This is a genomic window from Sphingomonas sp. NY01, from assembly GCF_038809135.1.
In the GTDB taxonomy this organism is placed as follows: Bacteria; Pseudomonadota; Alphaproteobacteria; order Sphingomonadales; family Sphingomonadaceae; genus Sphingomonas; species Sphingomonas carotinifaciens.
Genome location: NZ_CP101722.1, coordinates 2822946 through 2846539 on the forward strand (window position 1 = coordinate 2822946; position 23594 = coordinate 2846539).

Sequence of the window (23594 nt, forward strand, 5' to 3'; positions counted from 1 at the left end):
CCGGCGCGCGCGTGGAGACCATATAATGACCACGCGTATGCTGATCGACGCACGCCACCGGGAAGAGACCCGGGTGGCGGTCGTCAAGAATAACCGCATCGAAGAGTTCGATTTCGAGTCCGCCGAGCGCAAGCAGCTCAAGGGCAACATCTATCTCGCCAAGGTGACCCGCGTCGAGCCGTCGCTGCAGGCGGCGTTCGTCGATTACGGCGGCAACCGCCACGGCTTCCTCGCCTTTTCGGAAATCCACCCCGATTACTACCAGATCCCCAAGGAGGATCGCGAGGCGCTGCTCCGCGAAGAGGCCGAGCATGCCGCCGAGGAAGCTGCCCTGCGCGCCGAACTCGACGCCGAGGATGACGAGGATTTCGACGGCGAGGACGATCACGACCATGAGCCGGGCGACCACGACGCCGATCTGAGCGAAGGCGAAGAGGGCGAGGATGCGCCGCGCCCGAAAAAGGCGACCGTCAACGACGACCAGGTCGAGGCGCTGCGGGCGCGTCGCCAGTCCTTGCGCCGCCGCTACAAGATTCAGGACGTGATCCGCCGCCGTCAGGTGCTGCTCGTCCAGGTCGTAAAGGAAGAGCGCGGCAACAAGGGTGCGGCGCTCACCACCTATCTGTCGCTCGCCGGCCGCTACTGCGTGCTGATGCCCAACACCAGCCATGGCGGCGGCATCAGCCGCAAGATCTCGAACGCGGCCGATCGCAAGCGGCTGAAGTCGATCATGGCCGATCTGGCGCTCCCCTCGTCGATGGGTTGCATCGTCCGCACCGCCGGGCTTCAGCGCACCAAGACCGAGATCAAGCGCGACTTCGACTATCTCGCCCGCCTGTGGGACGGTATTCGCGAAAAGACGCTGACCTCGTCGGCACCCGCGCTCGTCTATGGCGACTCCGATCTTATCAAGCGCGCGATCCGCGACATCTATAATCGCGAAATCGAGGAAGTGATCGTCGAGGGCGAGGAAGGATACAGCCACGCCAAGGACTTCATGCGCCTGTTGATGCCGGCGCATGCCCGCCGCGTGAAGCAATATGCCGATGCCGTGCCGCTCTTCCAGCGCGCGCATGTCGAGGATCAGTTGGCGGCGATGTACAATCCCGTCGTCCAGTTGAAATCGGGTGGCTATCTCGTCATCAACCCGACCGAGGCGCTGGTCTCGATCGACATCAACTCCGGCCGCTCCACCCGCGAACATAATATCGAGCAGACCGCCACGGCGACGAACCTTGAGGCGGCACAGGAGATCGCGCGGCAGCTTCGCCTGCGCGACATGGCCGGCCTCGTCGTCATCGACTTCATCGACATGGACAATCATTCCAATGTCCGGAAGGTCGAGAAGGCGATGAAGGAGGCGCTGAAGAACGACCGCGCCCGCATCCAGGTTGGCCGCATCTCGTCCTTCGGCCTGATGGAAATGAGCCGCCAGCGCCTGCGCACCGGCGTGCTGGAGGCATCGACCCGCCAGTGCCCGCATTGCGAGGGCACCGGCCTCGTCCGCACCGCCTCGTCCTCGGGCCTGTCGGCGCTGCGCCTGATCGAGGACGAGGCCGCCCGCGGCCGCGGCTCGATCCTCACGCTGCGCGCCAGCCAGGAAGCCGCCGTCTACGTGCTCAACAAGAAGCGCGCCGACATCGCCGAGATCGAGGAACGCTACGGCGTCTCCGTCGAGATCCTGCCCGATCGCGAGGAAGAGGGCGCGCGCATGTCGGTCGAAGCGTCCGGTCCGCCGCCGGCGCATCCGCCGCGCATCGATGCTTTGTTGCCGGTCGAGGAAGACGACAGCGACCTGATCGATGAGATTGAGGAAGAAGAGGACGAGGTAGAGGTCGAGGAGCGCGCCGAGGAAGCGCGCCCGCGGGCCGAGCAGGGCGAGGGCGAAGGCAATGGTCGCAAGCGCCGCCGCCGTCGTCGCGGACGTCGCGGTCGCGGTCAGGACGAGGGCCAGCAGGACGAGGCAGCCGAGGGCGAGGACGAGGCGGTCGACACCGACGAAGCCGAGCAGGCCGAGGATGTCGATGCGGTCGAGGCCGATACCCAGGACGCCGAGCCCGTAGCCGAGGCCGAGGGCGGCGAAGGTCGCCGTCGTCGTGGCCGTCGCGGCCGTCGTGGTCGTGGCAACCGCGGCGAGGCAGCGGTCGAGGTGCAGGCGGACGAGCCCGTCGCCGACACTGCCGAACCGGAAGCGGAGCCCGAAGCGGCCCCGCCGATCGCCGACGCCCTGCCGGAGCCGCTGCCGGTCGCCGAGCCGGAGCCGGTCGCCGAGGAAGCGCCCGCCGTTGAGGAGGCCCCCGCCCCCAAGACGCGTCGCCGCCCGCGTGCCCGCGCCGCGACCGCCCCGGCCGCAGCCGAGGAAACGGTTGCGACGCCGGCGCCCGTCGCCGAGCCGGTCGCAGCCGAGGAGCCCGCGCCCAAGCCGAAGCGGACGCGCAAGAAGAAGGTGGAGGAGGCTCCGGCCGAAGCCCCCGTCGTCGAGGAGGCGCCCGCCCCCAAGCCGAAGCGCACCCGCAAGAAGAAGGTGGAGGCGCCCGTCGCCGATGCCGCCGACGAGGGCCCTTCTGCCGCCGCGACGCTGGCTCCCGCCGAGCCGGTCGCAGCCGAGGTCCAGCCGGACGCAGCGGATGCCGCACCGGCGGCGCCGGCCGCGGCCGAGGACACCACCGATACGCCGCGCCGCGGCTGGTGGCAGCGGACGTTCGGCGCCTGACAGGCCGACACGCCGACAGATGATGACGAGACGCCCGCCATTCCCCCCGGAATGGCGGGCGTTTCTCATTCCGCTGCGGTTCATCCGCCCCCGCCCATGCACGCCGCTTCGCAAAGCAGGTTGCCGCGCGCCCCCAAGGTCACGATAATCACGCCCATGAAGCGTCTCCTCGCCGCCTTCACCCTTTCGGTCCTCGCCTTCGCGCAGCCCGCGGCCGCCCAGTCGATCCTGCGCGATGCGGAAACGGAGGCGATGTTCGCCGACATGTCCGCGCCGCTGATCAAGGCGGCGGGGCTGTCGCCGCGCGACGTGCGCATCGTCCTGATCAACGACGGGTCGATCAACGCCTTCGTTGCGGGCGGCCAGACGGTGTACGTGCATTCGGGCCTGATCGCCGCGGCGGACAACGCCAACGAGGTACAGGGCGTCATCGCGCACGAGCTGGGCCATATCGCCGACGGCCATGTCGTCCTTGCCGATCAGGCGATGAAGCCCGCGATGGGCATGTATCTGCTCTCGATGGTGCTGGGGCTGGCCGCCATGGCGGCAGGCAGCGGCGAGGCGGGCGCCGGCATGATGGCGCTCGGCCAGCAGGCAGCGATGGGCAAGGTGCTGGGCTATACCCGCACGCAGGAGTCGAGCGCGGACGCCGCCGGTGCGCGCTATCTCACCACCTCCGGGATCAGCGGCAAGGGCATGCTGAGCTTCTTCAAGAAGCTGCAGAACCAGGAATTCCGCTACGGCTACACCAATATCGATCCGTTCGCGCAGACCCACCCGCTGTCCGGCACGCGCATCGCGACGCTGACCGCCGATCTTCAGGCCGCCCCCTCGTGGAACGCCCCCGTCAACGGGCCGCTGGAGGAGCGCTTCCGGCGGGTGAAGGCCAAGCTGCAGGGCTATGTCGGCACGCCCGCGTCCACGCTCAACGCCTTCCCGGCCGCCGACCAGTCGGTCTATGCCCATTATGCGCGCGCCTATGCCTATCACAAGGCCGGCTACCCGGACAAAGCCGATGCCGAGAGCCGCGCCCTGATGGTCAAGGATCCGAACGACCCCTATTTCCAGGAAATCCGCGGCCAGATCCTGCTGGAAGCGGGCGAGCCGGAGGCGGCACTGGCCCCGCTTCGCGCCGCGACCGAGGGGTCGCGCAACAATCCGCTGATCGCCACCACGCTCGGCCATGCGCTGATCGCCACCGAACAGAAGCAGCATCTGCCCGAGGCGATCAAGGTCCTGCGCATCGCCACCCAGCGCGACGACCAGAATCCGTTCGCCTGGGTGCAGCTCGGCACCGCCTATGAGCAGACCGGCGACACCGCGCGCGCCGCCCTCGCCACGGCGGAGCGTGCCAGCATGATGGGCGACACCCGCACCGCCATCCAGAGCGCGCGCTACGCGCTCGCCAACATCCCCTCCAACACGCCCGACTGGATCAGGGCGCAGGACATTGCCATGACATCGCAGGACGCCGCCGACACCACCCGGAAGCGCCGCCGTTGAACCGCCTCGTTCTGGCGCTCGTCGCCGCGCTCGGCCTGGCGGTCGGCGCGCTCGGCATGCTCCTGGTCCAGACGCGGGGCGAAACCGACGTGCGCGCCTATCTGCTCGAACATCCGGAAGTGATCCCGGAGGCGATGGCCCGGTTGCAGGAACGCGAATCGGGCAAGGCGGTCGCCCAAGTGGCGGATCAGGTGACCAAACCGTTCGGCAGCGCCTGGAGCGGCAACCCGAAGGGCGATGTCACGCTGGTCGAATATTACGACTATAATTGCGGTTATTGCCGCGCCAGCCTGCCCCTGCTCAAGCAGTTGACCGATGCCGATCCCAAACTGCGCATTGTCTACCGCGAGTTGCCGATCCTCGCCGAGTCGAGCCGCAACGCCGCACGCATGAGCCTGCTGGCCGCCGCGCAGGGCAAGTTCCAGGCGTTTCACGATGCCCTCTACGCCGGTGGCCAGGTCACCGACGCCTCGATCGCGGCCGCGGCGCGCACCGCGGGCGTCGATACCGGCAAGCTCGCCGCCTTCACCCCCACCGCCGATGCCGAGATCGTCCGCAACATGGAAACCGCCGGCCGCCTGGGGCTGAACGGCACGCCTGCCTGGATCGTCGGGAGCCGTGTTCTTTCCGGTGCGCTTCCGCTAGAGGAACTGCAAAAGGCCATTGCCGACGCCCGGCGGTGACCGACCTCTTTAAAGGCGGCAAAACAGCGACATGACCGATACGATCCTGTCCATTGCCGGCGTGGGAAAAACCTATGCCGGCGGCACCACCGCGCTCCACCCGGTCGATCTCGACATCCGGCGCGGCGAGATCTTCGCCCTGCTCGGGCCCAATGGCGCGGGCAAGACGACGCTGATCTCGATCGTCTGCGGCATCGTCACGCCGTCGACCGGCACGATCACCGTCGCCGGCCATGATGCGGTGCGCGACTACAAGGCCGCACGCCGCGTCCTTGGCCTCGTGCCGCAGGAGCTGGCGACCGACCAGTTCGAAACCGTGCTCGCCACCGTCACCTTCAGCCGCCGGCTGTTCGGCCGCTCGGGCCATGCCGGGCATATCGAACAGGTGCTGCGCGACCTGTCGCTGTGGGACAAGCGCCACGCCAAGATCCGCGAACTGTCGGGCGGCATGAAGCGCCGCGTGCTGATCGCCAAGGCGCTGGCGCACGAACCCGACATCCTGTTCCTGGACGAGCCCACCGCCGGCGTCGATGTCGAGCTTCGCCGCGACATGTGGAAGCTGGTCCACCGCCTGCGCGAACGCGGCACCACCATCATCCTGACGACGCATTATATCGAGGAGGCCGAGGAGATGGCCGACCGCGTCGGCGTCATCACCAAGGGCCGCCTGCTGCTGGTCGAGGACAAGACCGCGATGATGCAGAAGCTGGGCAAGCGGGAAATGGTGCTGACGCTGGCCGAACCCATGACCAGCGTGCCCGCCGAACTCGCCGAATGGCATCCGGCGCTGGAGGATGAAGGCCGTCGCCTGCGTTACACCTTCGACGCGCGCGGCGAGCGCACCGGCATCCCCTCGCTGCTCCGCCGTCTTCAGGAACTCGATATCGCCTTCACCGACCTCGAAACCTTCAAGTCCAGCCTGGAGGACATCTTCGTCGATCTGGTCGAAGGCCGCCGCGCCGAGGAGCAAGCCGCATGAACCTGCACGGTATCTGGGCGATCTATCGCTTCGAAATGGCGCGTTTCGGCCGCACCATCTGGACCAGCCTGATGGTCCCGGTCATCACCACGTCGTTGTATTTCATCGTCTTCGGCTCCGCGATCGGCAGCCGGATGACGGAGGTGTCAGGCGTGCCCTACGGCGCCTTCATCGTGCCGGGGCTGATGCTGCTCGCGATCTTCTCGGAAAGCATCCTGAATGCGTCGCTGGGCATCTACATGCCCAAATTCACCGGCACCATGTACGAGCTACTGTCCGCGCCCCTGTCGCCGATGGAGACGATCCTCGGCTATGTCGGGGCGGCGACCACCAAGTCGGTGGTGATCGGCCTCGTCATCCTGGCGACGGCGCATCTGTTCGTCGACCTGCCCATCGCACATCCGGTGGCCATGCTCGCCTATCTGGTGCTGGTCGCCGCCACCTTCTGCCTGTTCGGCTTCGCGATCGGCATCTGGGCGAAGGGGTTCGAACAGTTGCAGGTCATCCCGCTGCTCGTCGTCACCCCCCTCACCTTTCTCGGCGGCGCCTTTTATTCGGTGACCATCCTGCCCGAACCATGGCGCACGATCACGCTGTTCAACCCGGTCGTGTACCTCATCAACGGCTTCCGCTGGACGTTTTTCGGCACCGCCGACGTGGCGCTGGGCATCAGCCTTGGCGTCACCGCATTGTTCCTGCTGGCGTGCCTTGCATGGATCACCTGGATCTTCAGGACCGGCTGGCGCCTGAAAAGCTGACGTCTTGCGAACGAAAACATGAGTTTATCCGTTCGTGTCGAGTAAAGATCGAGTAGCAGCGAAGCTGCGTATCGAGAGCTTGTATCGAGACATCGCCACATGCGGGGATGTGTCTCTCGATACGATGAACAGGTGAACATGCTGGGAGCATGTTCACCTGTTCATCTCAATACGCAGCTTTGCTGCTACTCGACGGCTACTCGAGACGAACGGCTGTGGTGGATGCCGCTCCCCGCGCCCCAGCAACCGCCGGCCACACCACCAGCGCCCCGGCATTGTTCAGCGCGTGCAACACCACCACCAGCCACAATTGCCCGCTGAGTACGTACAGCCCCGCCAGCACCAGCCCGAAGCTGCCCGACAACGCCATCCCGCGTATCCCCTGATAGCGGTGCGCCCGCGCGAACACGATCGCCGCGGCGGCAAATCCCACCACCGCGCTGCCGCCGAGCATCGTCACCAGCAAGGGCAGCACCAGCCGGTAGAGCGGTTCCTCGACCACCCCGGCCATCGCCGCGACCAGCGCGGCCCAGCCCCGCTCGCCCGGTGCCGGCATCATCCCCCGCAACGCCGCCGGCAAAGGCCGTCCGAACCGCGCGCGTAACGCGATGATGGAAAGGCCGCCCGTCACCCCGGCAAGGCTGCCGATCGCGACCGCGGTCGCCTCCATCGACGGAAGCAGCGCACGCAGCGCCATGAACTCGGGCGGAAACCGCCACAGCGCATCCAGCCGCCCCAGCGCGGCGAGCGCCACCAGCGCCGGCACCAGCATCGCCAGCGGCGCGCGGATCAGCCACCGCCGATACCGCCCCGCCGCCCCCCGCGACCGGCCGCGCAGGAACCAGACCTGCGCCGCCAGCACCAGTGCCAGCAGCGCCCCCGGCAGCAGCATCAACCGATGCGATGCTCGCCCTTCACCCAGCGTACCGTACCGGACGAGGCACGCATGACGACGCTTTCGGTCGTCATCACCTTGCCCTTACGCTTCACGCCCTCCAGCAGCGACCCGTCGGTCACCCCGGTGGCGGCAAAGATGCAGTCGCCGCGCGCCAGCTCGGTCAGGTCGTACTGCTTGTTCAGGTCGCTGACACCCCATTTGTGGGCGCGCGCAATCTCGTCATCGTTGCGGAACAGCAGGCGGCCCTTGAACTGCCCGCCCACGCAGCGCAGCGCGGCGCAGGCCAGCACGCCCTCGGGCGCGCCGCCCGATCCCATATAAACGTCGATCGTCGTGTCGGGGTCGCTGGTCGCGATCACGCCCGCCACGTCGCCGTCGCCGATCAGCACCACGCCGCAGCCGATACCGCGCAGCTCCGCGATCAGCGCCTCGTGGCGCGGCCGATCGAGGACGCAGGCGATGATGTCCTTCGGCTCGACACCCTTGGCCGACGCGATCGCCTTCACATTCTCGGTCGGGCTGCGGTCCAGGTCGATCACCCCGTTTGGATAGCCGGGGCCGACCGCGATCTTGTCCATATAGACGTCGGGCGCGTTGAGCAGCCCGCCGCCTTCCGAGATCGCCAGCACGGCCAGGCTGTTGGGGCCGGACTTGGCGCAGATAGTGGTGCCCTCCAGCGGATCGAGGGCGATGTCGATCGCCGGGCCGTTGCCGGTGCCCACCTTCTCGCCGATGAACAGCATCGGCGCCTCGTCGCGCTCGCCCTCGCCGATCACCACGGTGCCGTCCATGTCGAGTTCGTTGAGCGCGGCGCGCATCGCCTCCACGGCGGCGGCGTCGGCGGCCTTTTCATCGCCGCGGCCGGTAAGCGTGGAGGCGGCGATCGCCGCCGCCTCCGTCACGCGCACCATTTCGAGAACGAGGACGCGGTCGAGGACGTTGCTGGCGGTCGCGGTCATGGAATTCCCCTGGGCTGGGCCTAGCCGTTGAACATGTTTTACATGTTCAGAGATAGGCCCGCCAGGGCGGGGTGGCAAGCCTTCGCGTCAGTCGCGCAGCAGGTCGTTGATGCTCGTCTTGGACCGGGTCTGCGCGTCCACCCGCTTGACGATCACCGCGCAGTACAGGCCCGGCTTGCCGTCCACCGACGGCGTCGTGCCCGGCACCACCACCGCATAGGGCGGCACGGCCCCGCGGAAGACCTCGCCCGTCTCCCGGTCGATGATCTTGGTCGATGCGCCCAGATACACGCCCATCGACAGCACCGCGCCCTCGCCGACGCGAACGCCCTCGGCCACTTCGGCGCGCGCACCGATGAACGCGCCGTCCTCGATGATCACCGGATCGGCCTGCAGCGGCTCGAGCACGCCGCCGATGCCGGCACCACCCGACAGGTGGACGTTCCGGCCGATCTGCGCGCAGCTTCCGACGGTCGCCCAGGTGTCGACCATCGTGCCCTCGCCGACATGCGCGCCGATATTGACGAAACTCGGCATCAGGATCGCGCCCTTGGCGACATGCGCGCCGCGACGCACCACCGATCCGGGTACCGCGCGGAAGCCGGCGGCGCGGAACTCCGCTTCCGACCAGCCGCTGAACTTGGACGGCACCTTGTCGAACCAGTGGCCGGCGCCCGGCCCATTGTCGATCAGCACATTGTCGTTCAGGCGGAAGGACAGCAGCACCGCCTTCTTCAGCCACTGGTTGACGCGCCAGCCGCCCGCGCCGTCGGGCTCGGCGACGCGCGCCTCACCCTTGTCGAGCAGCGCCAGCGCGCGGTCCACCGCCACGCGCACCTCGCCCGCGGTGTCGAAGCCCAGGGTCGCCCGGTCTTCCCAGGCGGCGTCGATGGTGGCGGCCAGATCCTGGCTCATGCGTCAATCCTCCAATATGCTGTCTAGCCACGGCGCCAGCGCCGCGGTGGTGAAATCGATGAAGCTGCGGTCCTCGCCCGGCCCCTGCTCCGATCCGTTGTCGACCCACACGGTGGTCATCCCGATCGCCTTGGCCGGGGCCAGGTTGCGCGCCATGTCCTCGAAGAAGATCGCGCGGGTCGGGTCGATGTCGAACGCGGCGCACAGGCCGGCATAGGCGGACGGATGCGGCTTTGGCACCAGGTCCATGGCATGGATGTCGTGCACCGCCTCGAAACTTCCGCCCAGTCCCAGCCGGTCCAGCACCTTCAGCGCATAGGGCGTATCGCCGTTGGTGAAGACCAGCTTGCGCCCCGGCAGCCGCGCGATGGCGGCGGCCAGCGGGGCATCCGCCTCCAGCACGTCCATCTCGATATCGTGGACATAGGCCAGGAACGCGTGCGGATCGACGCCGTGATCCGCCATCAGCCCCGCCAGCGTCGTGCCATGACCATGGAAATAGGCCTTTTGCACGCGGTGCGCTTCCGTCTCGTCCACGCCCAGCAGATCGGCGATGAACGCCGTCATCCGGGCATCGATACGGGCGAACAGGTTCGCGCGCGCCGGATAGAGCGTGTTATCCAGATCAAAGATCCAGCAGTCGATATGGGATAGGCGCGCCAGCATCGGCGGACGCTTAAAGCTGCGGGTGCGACGGGGCAAGCGCGCGCCGCCGGCCTCTTTTAACCCTCTACAAACCCGGTAGAACTATTTGGCCCGGTAGACATATTCGGCGTCGCGGATTTGGGGGATCATTAGGCAATGATGAAGCGCAACTGGCGGCACGGTTCCGCGATCGGCCTGGCCGGCCTGCTCGCGGCCTGTGGCGGCGCCGGTGGCGGGATCGGCAGCAACCCCGCGCCGCCGGTCGCCAACCCGGCCCCGACGCCAACGCCTGCCCCGACGCCCGCCCCCGCCCCTACGCCGGCCCCCTCCCCGACCATCAACTACGACACCGCCGAATACCGCGCGACGGTCGGCGCCATATCCATGAACGCACTCGCTGCGTATAACCGCGGCGCGACGGGTGCCGGCATCGGCATCGGCATCATCGACAGCGGCATCGATCTGGATTCGGCCGAGTTCACCGGCCGCATCGCCGCTGCCTCCACCGACGTCGCCAGCACCCGCACCGTTGATGACGAGGATGGCCACGGCACCGCGGTCGCCTTCACCGCCGCCGGCCGGCGCAATGGCGCCGGCACGCACGGCGTCGCCTTCGATGCGTCCCTGATCGTGTTGCGCGCCGACCAGCCGGGAAGCTGCGCCACCCAGGACACAGGGACCGATTCGACCGGATGCCAGTTCCCGACCAGCGCCATCGCCCGCGGCCTCGATGCCGCACGGAGCGCGGGTGCGCGGGTCGTCAACATTTCGCTCGGCGGCAGCTCGGCAATGCCGTCCGGCCTCGTCGCCGCGATCAACCGGGCCACGGCGGCGGGAATCGTCGTCGTCATCGCGTCTGGCAATGACGGCGCCAACGACCCCGACCTGTTCGCGCAGATCGCCAACGACAATGCGAATGCGCGCAATCAGGTGATCATCGCCGGCTCGGTCGGTGCCACCGGGACCATTTCGACCTTTACCAATCTTGCCGGCTCCAGCGCGCCGCATTTCCTGTCCGCGGTCGGCGAACAGGTGCGCGCGCCCGACGAGACCGGTACCCTGTTCCTCTGGTCGGGCACGTCCTTTGCCGCGCCGCAGATCTCGGGCGCCGTCGCGCTGCTCGCCCAGGCGTTTCCGAACCTGACGGGCGCGCAGATCGTCGACATTCTCTACCGGACCGCGCAGGATGCGGGCGCCGCCGGCATCGACGCCGTTTATGGCCGCGGCATCCTCAACCTGTCCGCCGCATTCCAGCCGGTCGGCGGCACCAGCGTGGCGGGAACGGCGGCGGCGGTTTCGTTCGGCAACAACGCCGTCCTGTCCGCCCCGATGGGCGACGCGCGCAGCGCCGGGCTCGGCGCGGTGATCCTCGACGGCTATGGTCGCGCCTTCGCCACCGATCTCGCCCATGGCATCAGCCGCGCCGCGCCCGCCCCCGGCCTCGCTCCCGCGCTCCTGCACCGCGTTCGCGCGGTCGGCATGCAGGCCGGCGGCACCACCGTGTCGATGACGCTCGCGCCGCAAGGTCCACGCGGCGACGTGCTGCTGCGTCCCAGCTACCTCACCGTCACCGACGCGCAGGGCGCCCGCGCCATCGCCGGCACCGTCACGCAGGCGCTCGGCCGTTCGCTGTCGTTTGGTTTCGGTTTCGGCAGCGGCGGCGGGGCGCTGACCGCCCAGCTTACCGGTCAGGCCGAACCCGCCTTCCTGATCGCGCCTGCCGGCTCGATGGGCTTCGACAGCGTCGCCCGTGGTACCGGTGCCATCCGCCAGGCATGGCAGGGCCTGGGCATCACCGCCGCGATCGACAGCGGGCAGGTCCTCACCCGCTGCGATGCGCTCCGCCCCGTCGCCGACGGCTGGAACCGCAGCCGCTACGACCGCGCCGCGCTGACCCTCGACCGCCGCTTCGGCGATCTCCTGACGACCCTCACCGCCAGCCGCCTGATGGAAGGCGACACGCTGCTCGGCGCCCGTTTCGGGCCGGGGCTGGGCGGCATGGGCGCGACGAGCTGGTTCGCCGATGCCACCGCGCGCTGGCGGAATGCGGATGGCTGGACGCTGGGCGCGACATGGCGTCAGGGCTGGACGCACGCCAGCGCACGCCATGGCCTTGCCGGCACCGCCCGCCTCCGCACCACCGCCTTCGCCGCCGACATCGGCAAGGCCGGCATCTTCGGCCGCGACTCGCTCGGCCTGCGTGTCGCCCAGCCGCTGCGCGTAGCGCGGGGCGGCATCGACTATCGCCTGCCCACCGGCTGGGACTATGCCGGTGCGGGCGTATCCGCCTGGACCGTGCAGCGCCTGAATCTCGCCCCCACCGGCCGCGAGATCGACATGGAGGCGCGCTATACCCTGCCGCTCGGTCCCGGCGACCTTCACACCAACCTGTTCTGGCGCCGCGATCCCGGCAATATCGCCGCACTTCCCGACGATTACGGGCTCGCACTGCGCTGGGCCTTCGGCCTTTGATAGCCGTTCTTTATTTGCGAGCGGCGGCCGCGCTTCCCATCTGCTGAGGCATGACCCGTCTTTCCCTGCTCGATCTGGTGCCCGTCGTCGAAGGTGGCACCGTGTCGCAATCGCTGGCCAATGCCGCCGACCTCGCCGCCCATGCCGAATCGCTCGGCTATCAACGCTATTGGGTAGCCGAGCATCACGGCATGGAGGGCATCGCCTCGGCCGCGACCGCGGTGGTGATCGCCCATGTCGCCGCCGCCACCCGCACCATCCGCATCGGCGCGGGCGGCATCATGCTGCCCAACCACGCCCCGCTCGTCATCGCCGAACAGTTCGGTACCCTCGACGCGCTCTTCCCCGGCCGCATCGATCTCGGCCTCGGCCGCGCCCCCGGCTCCGACCAGCGCGTCGCCCGCGCCATGCGCCGCACCCTCGACAGCGACCCCAACGCGTTCCCCCGCGACGTCCTCGAACTGCAAAGCTATTTTGCCGATGACGGCCAGACCGGCATCACCGCCACCCCCGGTGCCGGTGCCAGCCCGCAAATGTGGATCCTCGGCTCCAGCCTGTTCGGCGCGCAACTCGCCGCCGCGCTCGGCCTGCCTTATGCCTTTGCCTCGCATTTCGCGCCCGACGCACTCGATCAGGCGCTTGGCGTCTATCGGCGCGAGTTCCGCCCCTCCGCGACGCTTGCCAGACCCCATGCCATGGCCGGCTTCAACATCTTCGCCGCCGATACGGACGAAGAGGCCGAATATCTCGCCTCTTCGCAGCAACAGGCGTTCATTGCCCTGCGCACCGGCAACCCGCGCCGCCTGCCGCCCCCCGTCGCCGGCTATCGCGACAGCCTGGGGCCGCAGGGCGCCGCCGTGCTGAACCAGGTCCTGTCCTGCTCCGCCACCGGCAGCCCCGCGACCGTCGCGCGTCAGCTTGCCGCCTTTGTCGAGCGCACGCAGGTGGACGAGGTGATGGTGACCAGTGCGATCTACGACCATCAGGCGCGCAAGCGCTCGATCGCGATCGCCGCCGAGGTCGCCCAGGATCTCGCCAAGGCGGCGTGATACACCGCCCTTTCGATGGGTTGGGGCCGGCGGGGTTCAGGCCGCCGCCGGCAGGCGCAGCCGCACCATCAACCCGCCCAGGTCCTCGCTTTCCTCCAAACTGACCGTGCCCTCGTAGATTTCCGCCACGTCGCGCACGATCGCCAGCCCCAGCCCGGTGCCCGGCTTGCCGCTGTCCAGCCGCACCCCGCGATCGAAGATACGCAAGCGATCCGCCTCCGCGATCCCCGCGCCATCGTCCTCGATCAGGAACTCGACATAGCCGGCCTCGGCCCCCACGGTCACGAACACGCTGCCGCCGCCATATTTCGCGGCATTCTCGATCAGGTTGCCGAGCAGCTCGTCCAGATCCTGCCGCTCGACATGCACCGCTAGGTCCTTCGGGCCCGTCACGTCGATGCGCACATGGCGGTAAAGGCGCGCCACCGCGCGTTCCACCGACTCCAGGCTGGGCCACACCTCGGCCCGGCTGTGCGCCGACCCGCGCCGCCCGACCGCACGTGCCCGCGCCAGATGATGGTCCACCTGCCGCCGCATCGTCCGCGCCTCGCGCACCACCGTATCCGCCAGATCATCGGCCTGCGCGGTCGCCGCGTTCATGATGACGGTCAGCGGCGTCTTCAGCGCATGGGCCAGATTGCCCGCGTGGCGCCGCGCCTCTTCCGCCTGCCGCTCATTATGTTCGATCAGCGCGTTCAGTTCCTCGACCATCGGCGCCACTTCGCTGGGCATCTCCGACGAGATCCGGTTGGCCTGCCCGGCGCGCATCCGCGCAATCTCCTGCCGCACCCGGTGCAGCGGCCACAGCCCGTAAAAGGTCTGCAACCAGGCCAGCACCACCAGCCCCAGGCCAAGCAGCGCGAAACTGCGGACCAGCGTGCGCCGGAGCGACGCGATCTGCGCGTCCAGCCCTTCCCGGCTCTGTGCGACCTGGAACCGCCAGCGAACGTCGGATCCCGGCAGCTTCACGTCGCGCTCGACGATCCTCAGCTTCTGATCGGGAAACTGGTTGCTGGTATAGGTATGGATGCCCTTGTCGTCATGCGGAGCGCCATAGGCCAGTTGCCGGTCCCACAGCGAGCGCGAGGGGAACACCTCCTTGCCCGGCGCCGAAATCTGCCAGTACAGGCCTGAATAGGGCTCCAGAAACTGCGGATCGCCCACCAAATCGCGCCCGAAGATCACCTCGCCGTCCGGGCCGATCTCGGCCGCGACCAGCAGCGATTTCAGGATATATTGCAGCTGGTTGTCGGTATTCTGCGTCACCGCGCTGGTCAGCACGCGGTCCAGCGCGAAGCCGCCGCCCGCCAGCAGCACCGAGATCCACGCCGCAGAGATCAGGATCATGCGGCGCGACAGCGATCCCGTGCGCCATTTCCGTTTGGGAGGGTCCGCGTCCGTCATGCGTGTCGGCCGTCCCGCCTCAGGCGGCGGCGCCCTCCGGATCTTCCAGGCTATAGCCCAGCCCGCGGATCGTGGTGATCACGTCCTGGCCCAGCTTCTTGCGGATGCGCGTCACGAACACCTCGATCGTGTTCGAATCCCGGTCGAAATCCTGGTCGTAGATATGCTCGATCAGCTCGGTGCGGCTCACCACCTTGCCCTTGTGGTGCAGGAGGTAGCTGAGCAGCTTGTATTCCTGCGCGGTCAGCTTCACCGGCTCGCCCGCGCGCGTCACCTTGCCGCTGCGCGTGTCCAGCCGCACATCGCCCGCGGTCAGCTCGGACGAGGCATTGCCCGACGCGCGGCGGATCAGCGCACGCAGCCGCGCGATCAGCTCCTCGGTCTGGAACGGCTTGGCGACATAATCGTCTGCCCCCGCATCCAGCCCGGCCACCTTGTCGGACCAGCTGTCGCGCGCGGTCAGCACCAGCACCGGGGTGGTCTTGCCCTCCTTGCGCCAGCGGTCCAGCACCGTCAGCCCGTCGATCTCGGGCAGGCCCAGGTCGAGGACGATCGCGTCATAGCTTTCGGTCGATCCCAGGAAATGGCCTTCCTCGCCGTCGGTTGCCAGATCGATGGCATAGCCGGCGCCCTCCAGCGTATTCTTCAACTGCTGGCCGAGATGGGGTTCGTCCTCGACGATCAGAACGCGCATCGATGTGGGTCTCCTTGGGAAATGGGGTCAGCGGTCGGTACGGCCGACGATCTGGCCGGATCGTGCATCGACCTCGACCCAGATCACCGTGCCGTTGCGCAGGAACTTCATCGTATAGATCGCCGCGCTCGCGTCGAAGTCGAAGCCGAGATATTGCGCCCCCTCCATCTGGGGCAGGACGCGTTTCTCGATTTCGGGCATGGGCAGGATGCGCCCCTGCTTGCGTGCCTGCAATGCCTTCATCTGGTCGCCCCGCCGCTGGTCCGGGGCCTGTGCCATCACCGGTGCCGTCAGTGCGGGGCTTGCGGCCAACAGTGCCAGGAGGACGGTCATCTTCATGGAGTTGGCATAGCCCGCATGCGTTGAACACCCTCTGAATGAGCGCGGGGGCAATGTCGGTGCCGGGGCGCGCCCGCAAAAGCGCATGACAACTTGCCCGGTTCCGGGCGGGCGCTTACGTGGCGGTGCATCATGGCAGCACCCGTTCTCTCGTTCGAAGACCTTGGCGTCATCCAGGGTTCCGGCTGGCTTTTCCGCCACCTCGACATCCATGTCGGCCAACGCGACCGGCTCGCGCTGATCGGCCGCAACGGCGCGGGCAAGTCGACGCTGTTAAAGCTGATCGCCGGCATTCTCGATTCGGACGAGGGACGCCGCACGCTCGTGCCGGGCACGCATGTCGTTTATCTCGAACAGGAACCGGACCTGACCGGCGTTCCCACGCTGCGCGATTACGTCCTGTCCGGCAACGACGCGCCCCAGCCCCATGAGGCCGAGGCGATCGCCGACCAGCTCGGCATCGACCTGTCGCGCGAATCGGCCACCGCCTCCGGGGGCGAACGTCGCCGCGCCGCGATCGTGCGCGCGCTGGCGATGAACCCGGACGTGCTGCTGCTCGACGAGCCGACCAACCATCTCGATCTCGCCGCGATCGAATGGCTGGAGGACTGGCTGAAGCGCTTCACCGGCGCCTTTATCGTCATCAGCCACGACCGCACCTTTCTGACCCGCCTCACCCGCTCGACGCTGTGGCTCGACCGCGGCAATCTGCGCCGCAACGAGGTCGGCTTCGGCGGCTTCGACGCCTGGACCGAGGCGGTCTATGCCGAGGAGACCCGCGCCGCCGAGAAGCTCGACGCCAAGCTGAAGATCGAGGAACACTGGCTCCACCGCGGCGTCACCGCCCGGCGCAAGCGCAACCAGGGCCGCCTCGAAAAGCTGCACCAGATGCGCGCCACCCGCGCCGCGATGATCGGGCCGCAGGGGGCCGCCAAGCTCGGCATCGCGTCGGACGACGTGAAGACCAAGGAGGTCATCAAGGCCGAGCATGTCACCAAGCGTTATGGCGACCGCACCGTCATCAAGGATTTCAGCCTGAAGGTGACGCGCGGCGACCGCATCGGCATCGTTGGGGCGAACGGCGCCGGCAAGACGACGCTGCTCCGCCTGCTCACCGGCGAGATCCAGGCCGACGAGGGCGAGGTGAAGCTGGCCAGGACGCTGGACGGCGTCATCATCGACCAGCAACGCCGCCTGATGGCGCCGGAAAAGCGCGTGCGCGAGGTGCTGGCGGACGGCGGCGACTGGATCGACGTGCGCGGGGTCCGCAAGCACGTCCACGGCTATCTCAAGGAGTTCCTGTTCGACCCCAGCCTGGCGGAGGCGCGGATCGGCACGCTGTCCGGCGGCGAACGCTCCCGCCTGCTGCTCGCGCGCGAGTTCGCCCGCGAATCCAACCTGCTGGTGCTCGACGAGCCGACCAACGACCTCGACCTCGAAACGCTTGATCTGCTGCAGGAGGTGATCGGCGACTATGACGGCACCGTGCTGATCGTCAGCCACGACCGCGACTTCCTCGATCGCACCGTCACCGTGACGCTCGGCCTCGACGGCTCGGGCACGATCGACGTCGTCGCCGGCGGCTATGAGGACTGGGTCGCCAAGCGCAAGCCGCGCACCGAGGGCAAGAAGCCTGCCGCCAAGGCCATATCGGCCCCCGCCGCCCCGGTGCAGGCGCGCACCAAGCTCAGCTACAAGGACCAGCGCGACTACGACCTGCTGCCCGGCCGGATCGAGGAGATCGAGGCGGGCATCGCCCGCGACGAGGCCAGGCTCGCCGATCCCGACTTCTACGCCAAGGACCCCGCCGGCTTCGCCCGCCTGTCCGCCGCGATCGGCAAGGCCAGAGAAGAAAAGGACGAAGCCGAAATGCGCTGGCTGGAACTGGCTGAACAGGTGGAGGCACTGGGCTGATCGGCCCGGCGCCCCGTCGCACTTCCAACCCAATCCGTTCGTCTCGAGTAGCCGTCGAGTAGCGGCAAAGCCGCGTATCGAGACGGTGTATCGAGAGACAGCCGCAAAAGCCGCTCCCCCTAAACCGCCCGCCCCTCGCGCCCCGCGAGATCGACCACATATTGCCACGCCACGCGCCCCGACCGGCTACCCCGCCGCGTCGCCCAGTTCACCGCCTCCGCCCCGTCGAACGGCAAAGCGTACCGCGCGGCATAGGCGCGCACGATCGCCAGATAACCGTCCTGGTCCAGCACATGGAACCCCAGGCTGAGCCCGAAGCGGTCCGACAGCGCCAGCTGGTCGTCCACCACGTCGCGCGGGTTGATCGCACTGTCCTGCTCGCTCAGGTCGCGCGACACCAGATGCCGCCGGTTCGCCGTCACCAGCAGGCGGACATTGGCGGGCCGCGCCTCGGTCCCGCCATCCAGCAGCGAGCGCAGCACGCGTGCCTCGCCCGGCTCGTCAAAGCCCAGATCGTCCAGGAACAGCGCAAAGGCGCGGTTCTGCCCACCCAGCCGGTCGAACAGCCGCGGCAGGCTGGCAAGGGCGTCCACCGCGACCAGCGCCAGCGGCCCGCCTGCGGCCTGCACCGCGCCCACCGCGCTCTTCACCAGCGCCGACTTGCCCGTCCCGCGCGCACCCCACAGCAGCACGTCCTGCGCCGCATGCCCCGCCGCCAGCCGCTCCAGATTCGCCAACAGCGCCGCCTTTTGCCGCTCCACGCCCAGCATCAGGTCGAGCGGCAGGGGATCGAAGGCGCGCGCGGCGCTCAGCGCGCCGTCCCGCCACAAATAGGCCGGGTGGGCCAGCAGGTCGGCATCGGGCGCCGGCGGTGGAGACAGCCGCTCCAGCGCAGCGGCGATACGGTCCAGGGGATCGATCATCCCCGCCTCCTAGCGGGCTGCGGCGGCCCCGCCAATCTCTGCCCGATGCGCCCGGATCGCCGCGTCCCCCGGCGCCAGCGCGACCGCCTTGTCGAGCAACTGCCGGGCGCCGTTCCTGTCCCCCGCCGCGATCAGGGCGACGCCGTAAGCGTCCGTCACCGCCGCGCTCATCGGCGCCAGTGCATAGGCCGCACGGCCATAGATCCGCGCCACCGCCCCTTCGCCGATCAGAGCATAAGCCCTTGCCAGATCGGCCAAAAGTCCCGCTTCGCGATCCCCTGCCGCCGCCCGCACCCCCTCCAGCGTCTCGATCGCCGCCCCGACCTCACCCCCGCCCAACTGCCAGCCACCCAAAATGCGCGTCCCGACAATGCTTTGCGGGTTTTGAGACAGGTACAGGGCAAGCGTCGCGGCGGCGTCGCGGGGACGGTTCAAACAACCATATGCATCGAGCAGGCGCAGCAGGGCCGGTTCGTCGAAGCTCAGATCGGCCGCGCGTCCATAGGCGGCGACCGCCTCGGCATAGCGGCCCGATGCCGCCAGCGTATCCCCGTAGGCCAGTTGCGCCGCGGGGGCGCCGGGTGCCGCGGCCACCAATGCCCGCGCCTGCGCAACCGCCTGCGGCAGGTTGCCGCCGCTCGCCAGGCCACGGATCACGCCCAGCGCATAGGTGGGATCGCCCGCCGCGCGCGAGGCCTCCGCCTGCAATGCCCCGAGCGCATCGGCACTCTGGAAGATGGTCGACGGGCCACGTTGGCCGGATGCCGCCCGGTCCAGCAGTTGCGCCGCCTGCGCCTGCTGGCCCAGCGCCGCGCTGGCACGCGACGCCAGCCGCAGGGCATAGCCATCGGCGTCGCCGCGCAGCACGATCGGCCTGATCACGTCCAGCGCGCCCGCCGCGTCGCCCGAGCGCAACAGCGCGTTCGCCAACAGGCGTCGCGCGGTAACGTTCATCGGCTGCGCGGCGACCAGCCGGCGCCAGATGCCCGCGGCCTGCTCGTCCTGCCGGTCGGCAAAGGCGAGCGCCCCGTCCAGCAGCATCACGCCGGGTGTGTTGCCGATGACCCCGCCGGTCAGTTGCAGCAATCGCCGCGCCAATACCCGGTTGCCGGCGCGCGCCGCGATCACGGCTTGCAGATAATAGGCCTGTTGGCTGCCCGGCCGCGACACCAGCGCGCGCCGCGTTGCAGCGAGGGCATCGGTCGCCCGCCCGGCATCGCCAAGCGTGCCGGCATATTCGATCAAGGCGGGATGGTAATAGGCATCCGAACGCAGTGCCGCCTCGAACCACGGCAATGCCGCGACCAGACCGTAGCGGCTGCGCACCACCTCGCCTTGCAGGGTCAGCGCCGCCGGGTCACGCGGCGCCATACGCACCGCCTGCGCCGCCGCCGCCGCGGCTCCGCCGACCTCGCCCGCGCTCAGCCGGATACGCCCAAGATCGGCCCAGGCCGCCGCATCGCCCGGTGATCGAGAGAGGAGATCGACCAGTTCCGCCTGTGCGGCGGCACCCTGCCCCTTGGCGGCCAGGGCGCGTGCGCGAACCCGCAAGGCATAATCGGCATAAGCCGGTTCGGCCTGCGCGACATGCGCCAGGGCGGCATCGGGATCGCCTTGCAACAGGCTGGCGGCGGCGCGCAGTTGATGCAGGCGCCCGTTTGGAAAACCGACCGCGACCGCCCGGTCCAGCGCCGCCTCGGCAGCCGCGCCTTCGCCAAGGTCGATCAGTGTCCGGGCCAGTACCGCCTGCACGATGCCCGCCTGCGGTGCCGCACGCGCCGCGGCCTGCGCATCGGCATAGGCGGCATGGATGTTGCCCCGCTCCAGCGCGGCCAGCGACCGCGCAAACAGTTGATCCGCCGACGGGGGGGCCGGTCGCAGCGCCAGCGACACCACCCCGCCCAGCACAACAAGGGCCGCGACCAGCACGATGCCGAGACGCAACCGGGGGCCGGGGCGCCAGGCACGACGCCCTCCCAGCGCCCGGCGGCGGCCACGCAACAGCGGATAGCGGGATGGACGGGGTTCACTCATGGCTCTGGGCGCCGTCGTACATCGGCGCCCCGCGCACGGCTATACACAGGCGTGACCGTCATCCCGGTCAGCGTGCGCCCGAGGGCCACAGGATCACGCGCAGCGTCTGCAACAGGATCAGCGCGTCCAGAAACGGCGAATAATTCTTGGCGTAATACAGGTCATATTCCAGCTTGTGCCGCGCATCCTCGATCGACGCGCCATAGGGATAATTGATCTGCGCCCAGCCGGTAATACCCGGCTTCACCATATGCCGCTCGGCATAGAAGGGCAGTTCGCGTTCCAGTTCGCTTACAAAGGAAGGGCGTTCGGGCCGGGGGCCGACAAAACTCATCTCGCCCTTCAACACGGTCCAGGTCTGCGGCAGTTCGTCGATCCGCACCTTGCGGATGAAGCGCCCGATCCGGGTGATCCGCGGATCGTCCTTCTCGGCCCAGACCGCCTGACCGCCCACTTCGGCATCCTGGCGCATCGAACGCAGCTTCAGGATATGAAAGGGCTGATTGTACAGCCCGATACGCTGTTGCCGGTACAGGGCGGGGCCTTTCGACTCCAGCTTGATCGCGATCGCGGCCAGCAGCATCACCGGCAACGTCACCGCCAGCAGGATCAGGCTGACGACGACATCGAACACGCGCTTGACGACACCGGACACCATCCGGCCGCTGGCAAAGCCGTCCGAGAAGATCAGCCAGCTGTGGCTCACCGTCTTCAGGTCGATGCGCCCCGTTTCGCGCTCCAGGAAGCTCGATATCTCGCTGACCCGCACGCCCGTCGTCCGCACCCGCAACAGATCCTTGAACGGCAGGGCGTTGCGCCGCTCCTCCAGGGCCAGCACGACCTCGCCGGCATTCCGGTCCATTACATGCGCTGCCAGATTGGGAATGGTGTCCCGCGGCGTGGTGCGATGGAGTACCGGATTGGGCTCCCCCATGGCGATCACGTCGGCGACGACGAAGCGGGCGCCCGGCTGTTCGGCCAGTGCCGTCAACTGCGCCGCCCGCGCGCCCGCGCCCAGCACGATCACGCGCCGCTTGAACAGGTCGCCGCCCAGCGTCCGGCCCAGCAGCGCCCGCACCATCACCAGCGTCGGGATGGCGAGCATCATCGCGTAGAACAGGTTCGACCGCCAGAAACTGAGCGAAGGCAGGAAGAAGAAGATCAGCGACAACAGGATCACGCCCAGCGACACGGCCACCGACAGCCGCGCCGCGGCGAACCGCAGCGACAGGAAGGAGGCCGCGCCGTAAGCCCCGACGGCGACCAGCGCGACCTGCAGCGGGATCGCGAAGCTGGCCAGCTGGAACAGCCGGGTCGACAAGGGCTCCACCGCCATGCCGATCTGCCGCGCACGGATGATCCAGCCCAATTCCGCGCATAGAACGAGCAGCAGGAAGTCGATGCACCCGAGCAACAGCACGACGTGCGACACGTAATGTTTGAACAGCCGAACCATCACGCTCCCATGTCACGCCGCCGGATGATGTTCGCCCAACGGGGTGACGGTCCGACCCATTTGGCAATCAACAGGATTTTTGCATATATTCGACAACGAAGCGTGAAGATGGGCGTTGAGCGCTATTGACGATATAAAAGCGCCCGCGATCTGCGGCGCGCCGTCGAAAGGGAAAAGATGCAAAGCATGATCGTTCCGGTGATCCTGTCCGGCGGGTCGGGCACGCGCCTATGGCCGATGTCCAAGCCGGAGATGCCCAAGCAATTGCTGCCGCTGACCGCGGACGACACCATGCTTCAGCTCACCGCCAAGCGCGCGCAGGGCGACCGTTATGCCGCGCCGATCGTGGTGGCGGGTGCGCGTCACGCCAGCCTGGTCGAGGATCAGTTGACGGCTGCCGGTGCACCGCCCCAGGCGCTGATCCTGGAGCCGATGGCGCGCAACACCGCGCCGGCGATCGCACTCGCCGCCCTGGCCGCACGGCCGGAGGATGCGCTGCTCGTCATGCCGTCCGACCACGTCATCGCCGATGTCGACGCCTTCCACCGCGCGATCGACGCCGCGCTCCCGCTGGTGGCCAATGGATGGCTCGTCACCTTCGGCATCACCCCGGACTCGCCGGAAACCGGCTATGGCTGGATTCAGGTTGGCGATGCGATCGGCACCGGCGTCCACAAGGTCGCCCGCTTCGTCGAGAAGCCCCGGCGCGAGCGAGCCGAGGCGATGCTGGCTTCGGGCGACCATGTCTGGAACGGCGGTATCTTCCTGTTCCGCGCCGACATGTATCTCCAGGCGCTTGCCCAGCACGCCCCCGAAATGCTGGTGTCCGCCGAAAAGGCGATGGGGTCGGCGCTGCGTGAGGGAACACGCATCCATCCCAATGCGGAGGCTTTTGCCACCTGCCCGTCCGACTCGATTGACTATGCGGTCATGGAAAAGGCCGAGCGGGTCGCGGTGGTGCCCGTCACCATGGGCTGGAACGACGTCGGCAGCTGGGACGCGCTTCACGCGATCAGCGACCTGGACGGCTTCGGCAACGCGCACCGCGGCGAGGTGATCGCGGTCGATACGAAGGACTGCCTGATCCGCACCGACCGGGTGCGCGTCGCGGCGATCGGCGTCTCCGACCTGATCGTGGTGGCCAGCGGCGACGATATCCTGATCCTGCCGCGCGGACGCAGCCAGGAGGTCAAGCGCCTGCTGGAAGCCATGAAGCGCTAGTCTTTTCCCCGCGGACATCCGCAACAAGAAAGGGG

Annotated in this window: 19 protein-coding genes; 9 read left to right on the forward strand and 10 right to left on the reverse strand. The window is 68.4% G+C overall.

Going from position 1 to position 23594, the window contains the following annotated elements:
- The first annotated feature begins 37 nt into the window (after window positions 1-37).
- The 5 genes from NPJ82_RS13715 (at window position 38) to NPJ82_RS13735 (ending at window position 6636) form a co-directional block, all read left to right on the forward strand.
- Window positions 38-2713 carry a ribonuclease E/G gene (locus tag NPJ82_RS13715; protein WP_342659024.1) on the forward strand — a complete coding sequence of 892 codons (2676 nt, stop codon included), beginning with the start codon at window positions 38-40 and terminating at the stop codon, window positions 2711-2713.
- A 156-nt stretch (window positions 2714-2869) separates the two neighbouring features.
- Window positions 2870-4216, forward strand: coding sequence for a M48 family metalloprotease (locus tag NPJ82_RS13720; protein WP_112381301.1), 1347 nt, complete (start codon window positions 2870-2872; stop codon window positions 4214-4216).
- 56 nt (window positions 4217-4272) lie between these two features.
- The gene (locus NPJ82_RS13725; protein WP_342659025.1) at window positions 4273-4899 is read left to right on the forward strand and encodes a DsbA family protein; all 627 of its coding nucleotides are present in this window, start codon (window positions 4273-4275) and stop codon (window positions 4897-4899) included.
- A gap of 31 nt (window positions 4900-4930) precedes the next feature.
- Complete coding sequence (locus NPJ82_RS13730) at window positions 4931-5878, forward strand: ABC transporter ATP-binding protein (RefSeq protein ID WP_112381302.1); 948 nt, start codon at window positions 4931-4933, stop codon at window positions 5876-5878.
- On the forward strand, window positions 5875-6636 hold the full coding sequence (locus tag NPJ82_RS13735) for an ABC transporter permease (protein WP_149681021.1): 762 nt from the start codon (window positions 5875-5877) through the stop codon (window positions 6634-6636). The genes NPJ82_RS13730 and NPJ82_RS13735 overlap by 4 nt, the downstream gene beginning before the upstream one ends.
- Before the next feature lie 196 nt (window positions 6637-6832).
- Here NPJ82_RS13735 and NPJ82_RS13740 read toward each other — a convergent pair whose 3' ends face one another.
- The 4 genes from NPJ82_RS13740 to NPJ82_RS13755 all read right to left on the reverse strand — a co-directional run bounded on the left by NPJ82_RS13740 (window position 6833) and on the right by NPJ82_RS13755 (window position 10074).
- Window positions 6833-7528: a CPBP family intramembrane glutamic endopeptidase gene (locus tag NPJ82_RS13740; RefSeq protein ID WP_342657697.1), complete on the reverse strand. Its 696-nt coding sequence runs from the start codon at window positions 7526-7528 to the stop codon at window positions 6833-6835.
- Entirely contained in the window at window positions 7528-8493 is a 966-nt protein-coding gene (gene glpX, locus NPJ82_RS13745; protein ID WP_342657698.1) for a class II fructose-bisphosphatase, read from the reverse strand. Before glpX ends, NPJ82_RS13740 begins: the two co-directional genes overlap by 1 nt.
- Window positions 8494-8580: 87 nt before the next feature.
- Window positions 8581-9408, reverse strand: a complete 828-nt coding sequence (dapD, locus tag NPJ82_RS13750; RefSeq protein WP_342657699.1) for a 2,3,4,5-tetrahydropyridine-2,6-dicarboxylate N-succinyltransferase — start codon at window positions 9406-9408, stop codon at window positions 8581-8583.
- Window positions 9409-9411: 3 nt separating this feature from the next.
- A complete protein-coding gene (locus NPJ82_RS13755) occupies window positions 9412-10074 on the reverse strand; it encodes a pyrimidine 5'-nucleotidase (RefSeq protein WP_112381307.1) in 663 nt (220 codons plus the stop codon).
- A gap of 135 nt (window positions 10075-10209) precedes the next feature.
- On the opposite strand from NPJ82_RS13755, the gene NPJ82_RS13760 reads away from it, so the two are divergent.
- Together NPJ82_RS13760 and NPJ82_RS13765 are read left to right on the forward strand one after the other, a co-directional pair.
- Window positions 10210-12525 carry a S8 family peptidase gene (locus tag NPJ82_RS13760; RefSeq protein ID WP_342657700.1) on the forward strand — a complete coding sequence of 772 codons (2316 nt, stop codon included), beginning with the start codon at window positions 10210-10212 and terminating at the stop codon, window positions 12523-12525.
- A 50-nt stretch (window positions 12526-12575) separates the two neighbouring features.
- Window positions 12576-13574: an LLM class flavin-dependent oxidoreductase gene (locus NPJ82_RS13765; protein ID WP_342657701.1), complete on the forward strand. Its 999-nt coding sequence runs from the start codon at window positions 12576-12578 to the stop codon at window positions 13572-13574.
- 36 nt (window positions 13575-13610) lie between these two features.
- Here the strand turns inward: NPJ82_RS13765 and NPJ82_RS13770 are convergent, their stop codons facing one another.
- From NPJ82_RS13770 to NPJ82_RS13780, 3 genes are read right to left on the reverse strand one after another with little or no spacing between them, the layout of a single operon-like run.
- Window positions 13611-14978, reverse strand: a complete 1368-nt coding sequence (locus NPJ82_RS13770; protein ID WP_267351720.1) for a HAMP domain-containing sensor histidine kinase — start codon at window positions 14976-14978, stop codon at window positions 13611-13613.
- Window positions 14979-14997: 19 nt separating this feature from the next.
- Complete coding sequence (locus tag NPJ82_RS13775; RefSeq protein ID WP_112381310.1) at window positions 14998-15672, reverse strand: response regulator transcription factor; 675 nt, start codon at window positions 15670-15672, stop codon at window positions 14998-15000.
- A 27-nt stretch (window positions 15673-15699) separates the two neighbouring features.
- The gene (locus NPJ82_RS13780) at window positions 15700-16011 is read right to left on the reverse strand and encodes a hypothetical protein (protein WP_112381311.1); all 312 of its coding nucleotides are present in this window, start codon (window positions 16009-16011) and stop codon (window positions 15700-15702) included.
- A gap of 132 nt (window positions 16012-16143) precedes the next feature.
- Between NPJ82_RS13780 and NPJ82_RS13785 the strand changes: the two genes are divergently transcribed.
- The gene (locus tag NPJ82_RS13785) at window positions 16144-17925 is read left to right on the forward strand and encodes an ABC-F family ATP-binding cassette domain-containing protein (RefSeq protein ID WP_342657702.1); all 1782 of its coding nucleotides are present in this window, start codon (window positions 16144-16146) and stop codon (window positions 17923-17925) included.
- Between the two features lie 119 nt (window positions 17926-18044).
- Here NPJ82_RS13785 and NPJ82_RS13790 read toward each other — a convergent pair whose 3' ends face one another.
- The 3 genes from NPJ82_RS13790 to NPJ82_RS13800 all read right to left on the reverse strand — a co-directional run bounded on the left by NPJ82_RS13790 (window position 18045) and on the right by NPJ82_RS13800 (window position 22338).
- Window positions 18045-18848, reverse strand: a complete 804-nt coding sequence (locus NPJ82_RS13790; protein WP_112381313.1) for an ATP-binding protein — start codon at window positions 18846-18848, stop codon at window positions 18045-18047.
- A gap of 9 nt (window positions 18849-18857) precedes the next feature.
- On the reverse strand, window positions 18858-20882 hold the full coding sequence (locus NPJ82_RS13795) for a tetratricopeptide repeat protein (RefSeq protein ID WP_342657703.1): 2025 nt from the start codon (window positions 20880-20882) through the stop codon (window positions 18858-18860).
- A 67-nt stretch (window positions 20883-20949) separates the two neighbouring features.
- Complete coding sequence (locus NPJ82_RS13800) at window positions 20950-22338, reverse strand: TIGR03013 family XrtA/PEP-CTERM system glycosyltransferase (RefSeq protein WP_149681030.1); 1389 nt, start codon at window positions 22336-22338, stop codon at window positions 20950-20952.
- 237 nt (window positions 22339-22575) lie between these two features.
- On the opposite strand from NPJ82_RS13800, the gene NPJ82_RS13805 reads away from it, so the two are divergent.
- Window positions 22576-23559, forward strand: a complete 984-nt coding sequence (locus NPJ82_RS13805) for a sugar phosphate nucleotidyltransferase (protein ID WP_240313400.1) — start codon at window positions 22576-22578, stop codon at window positions 23557-23559.
- The last annotated feature ends 35 nt before the right edge of the window (window positions 23560-23594 follow it).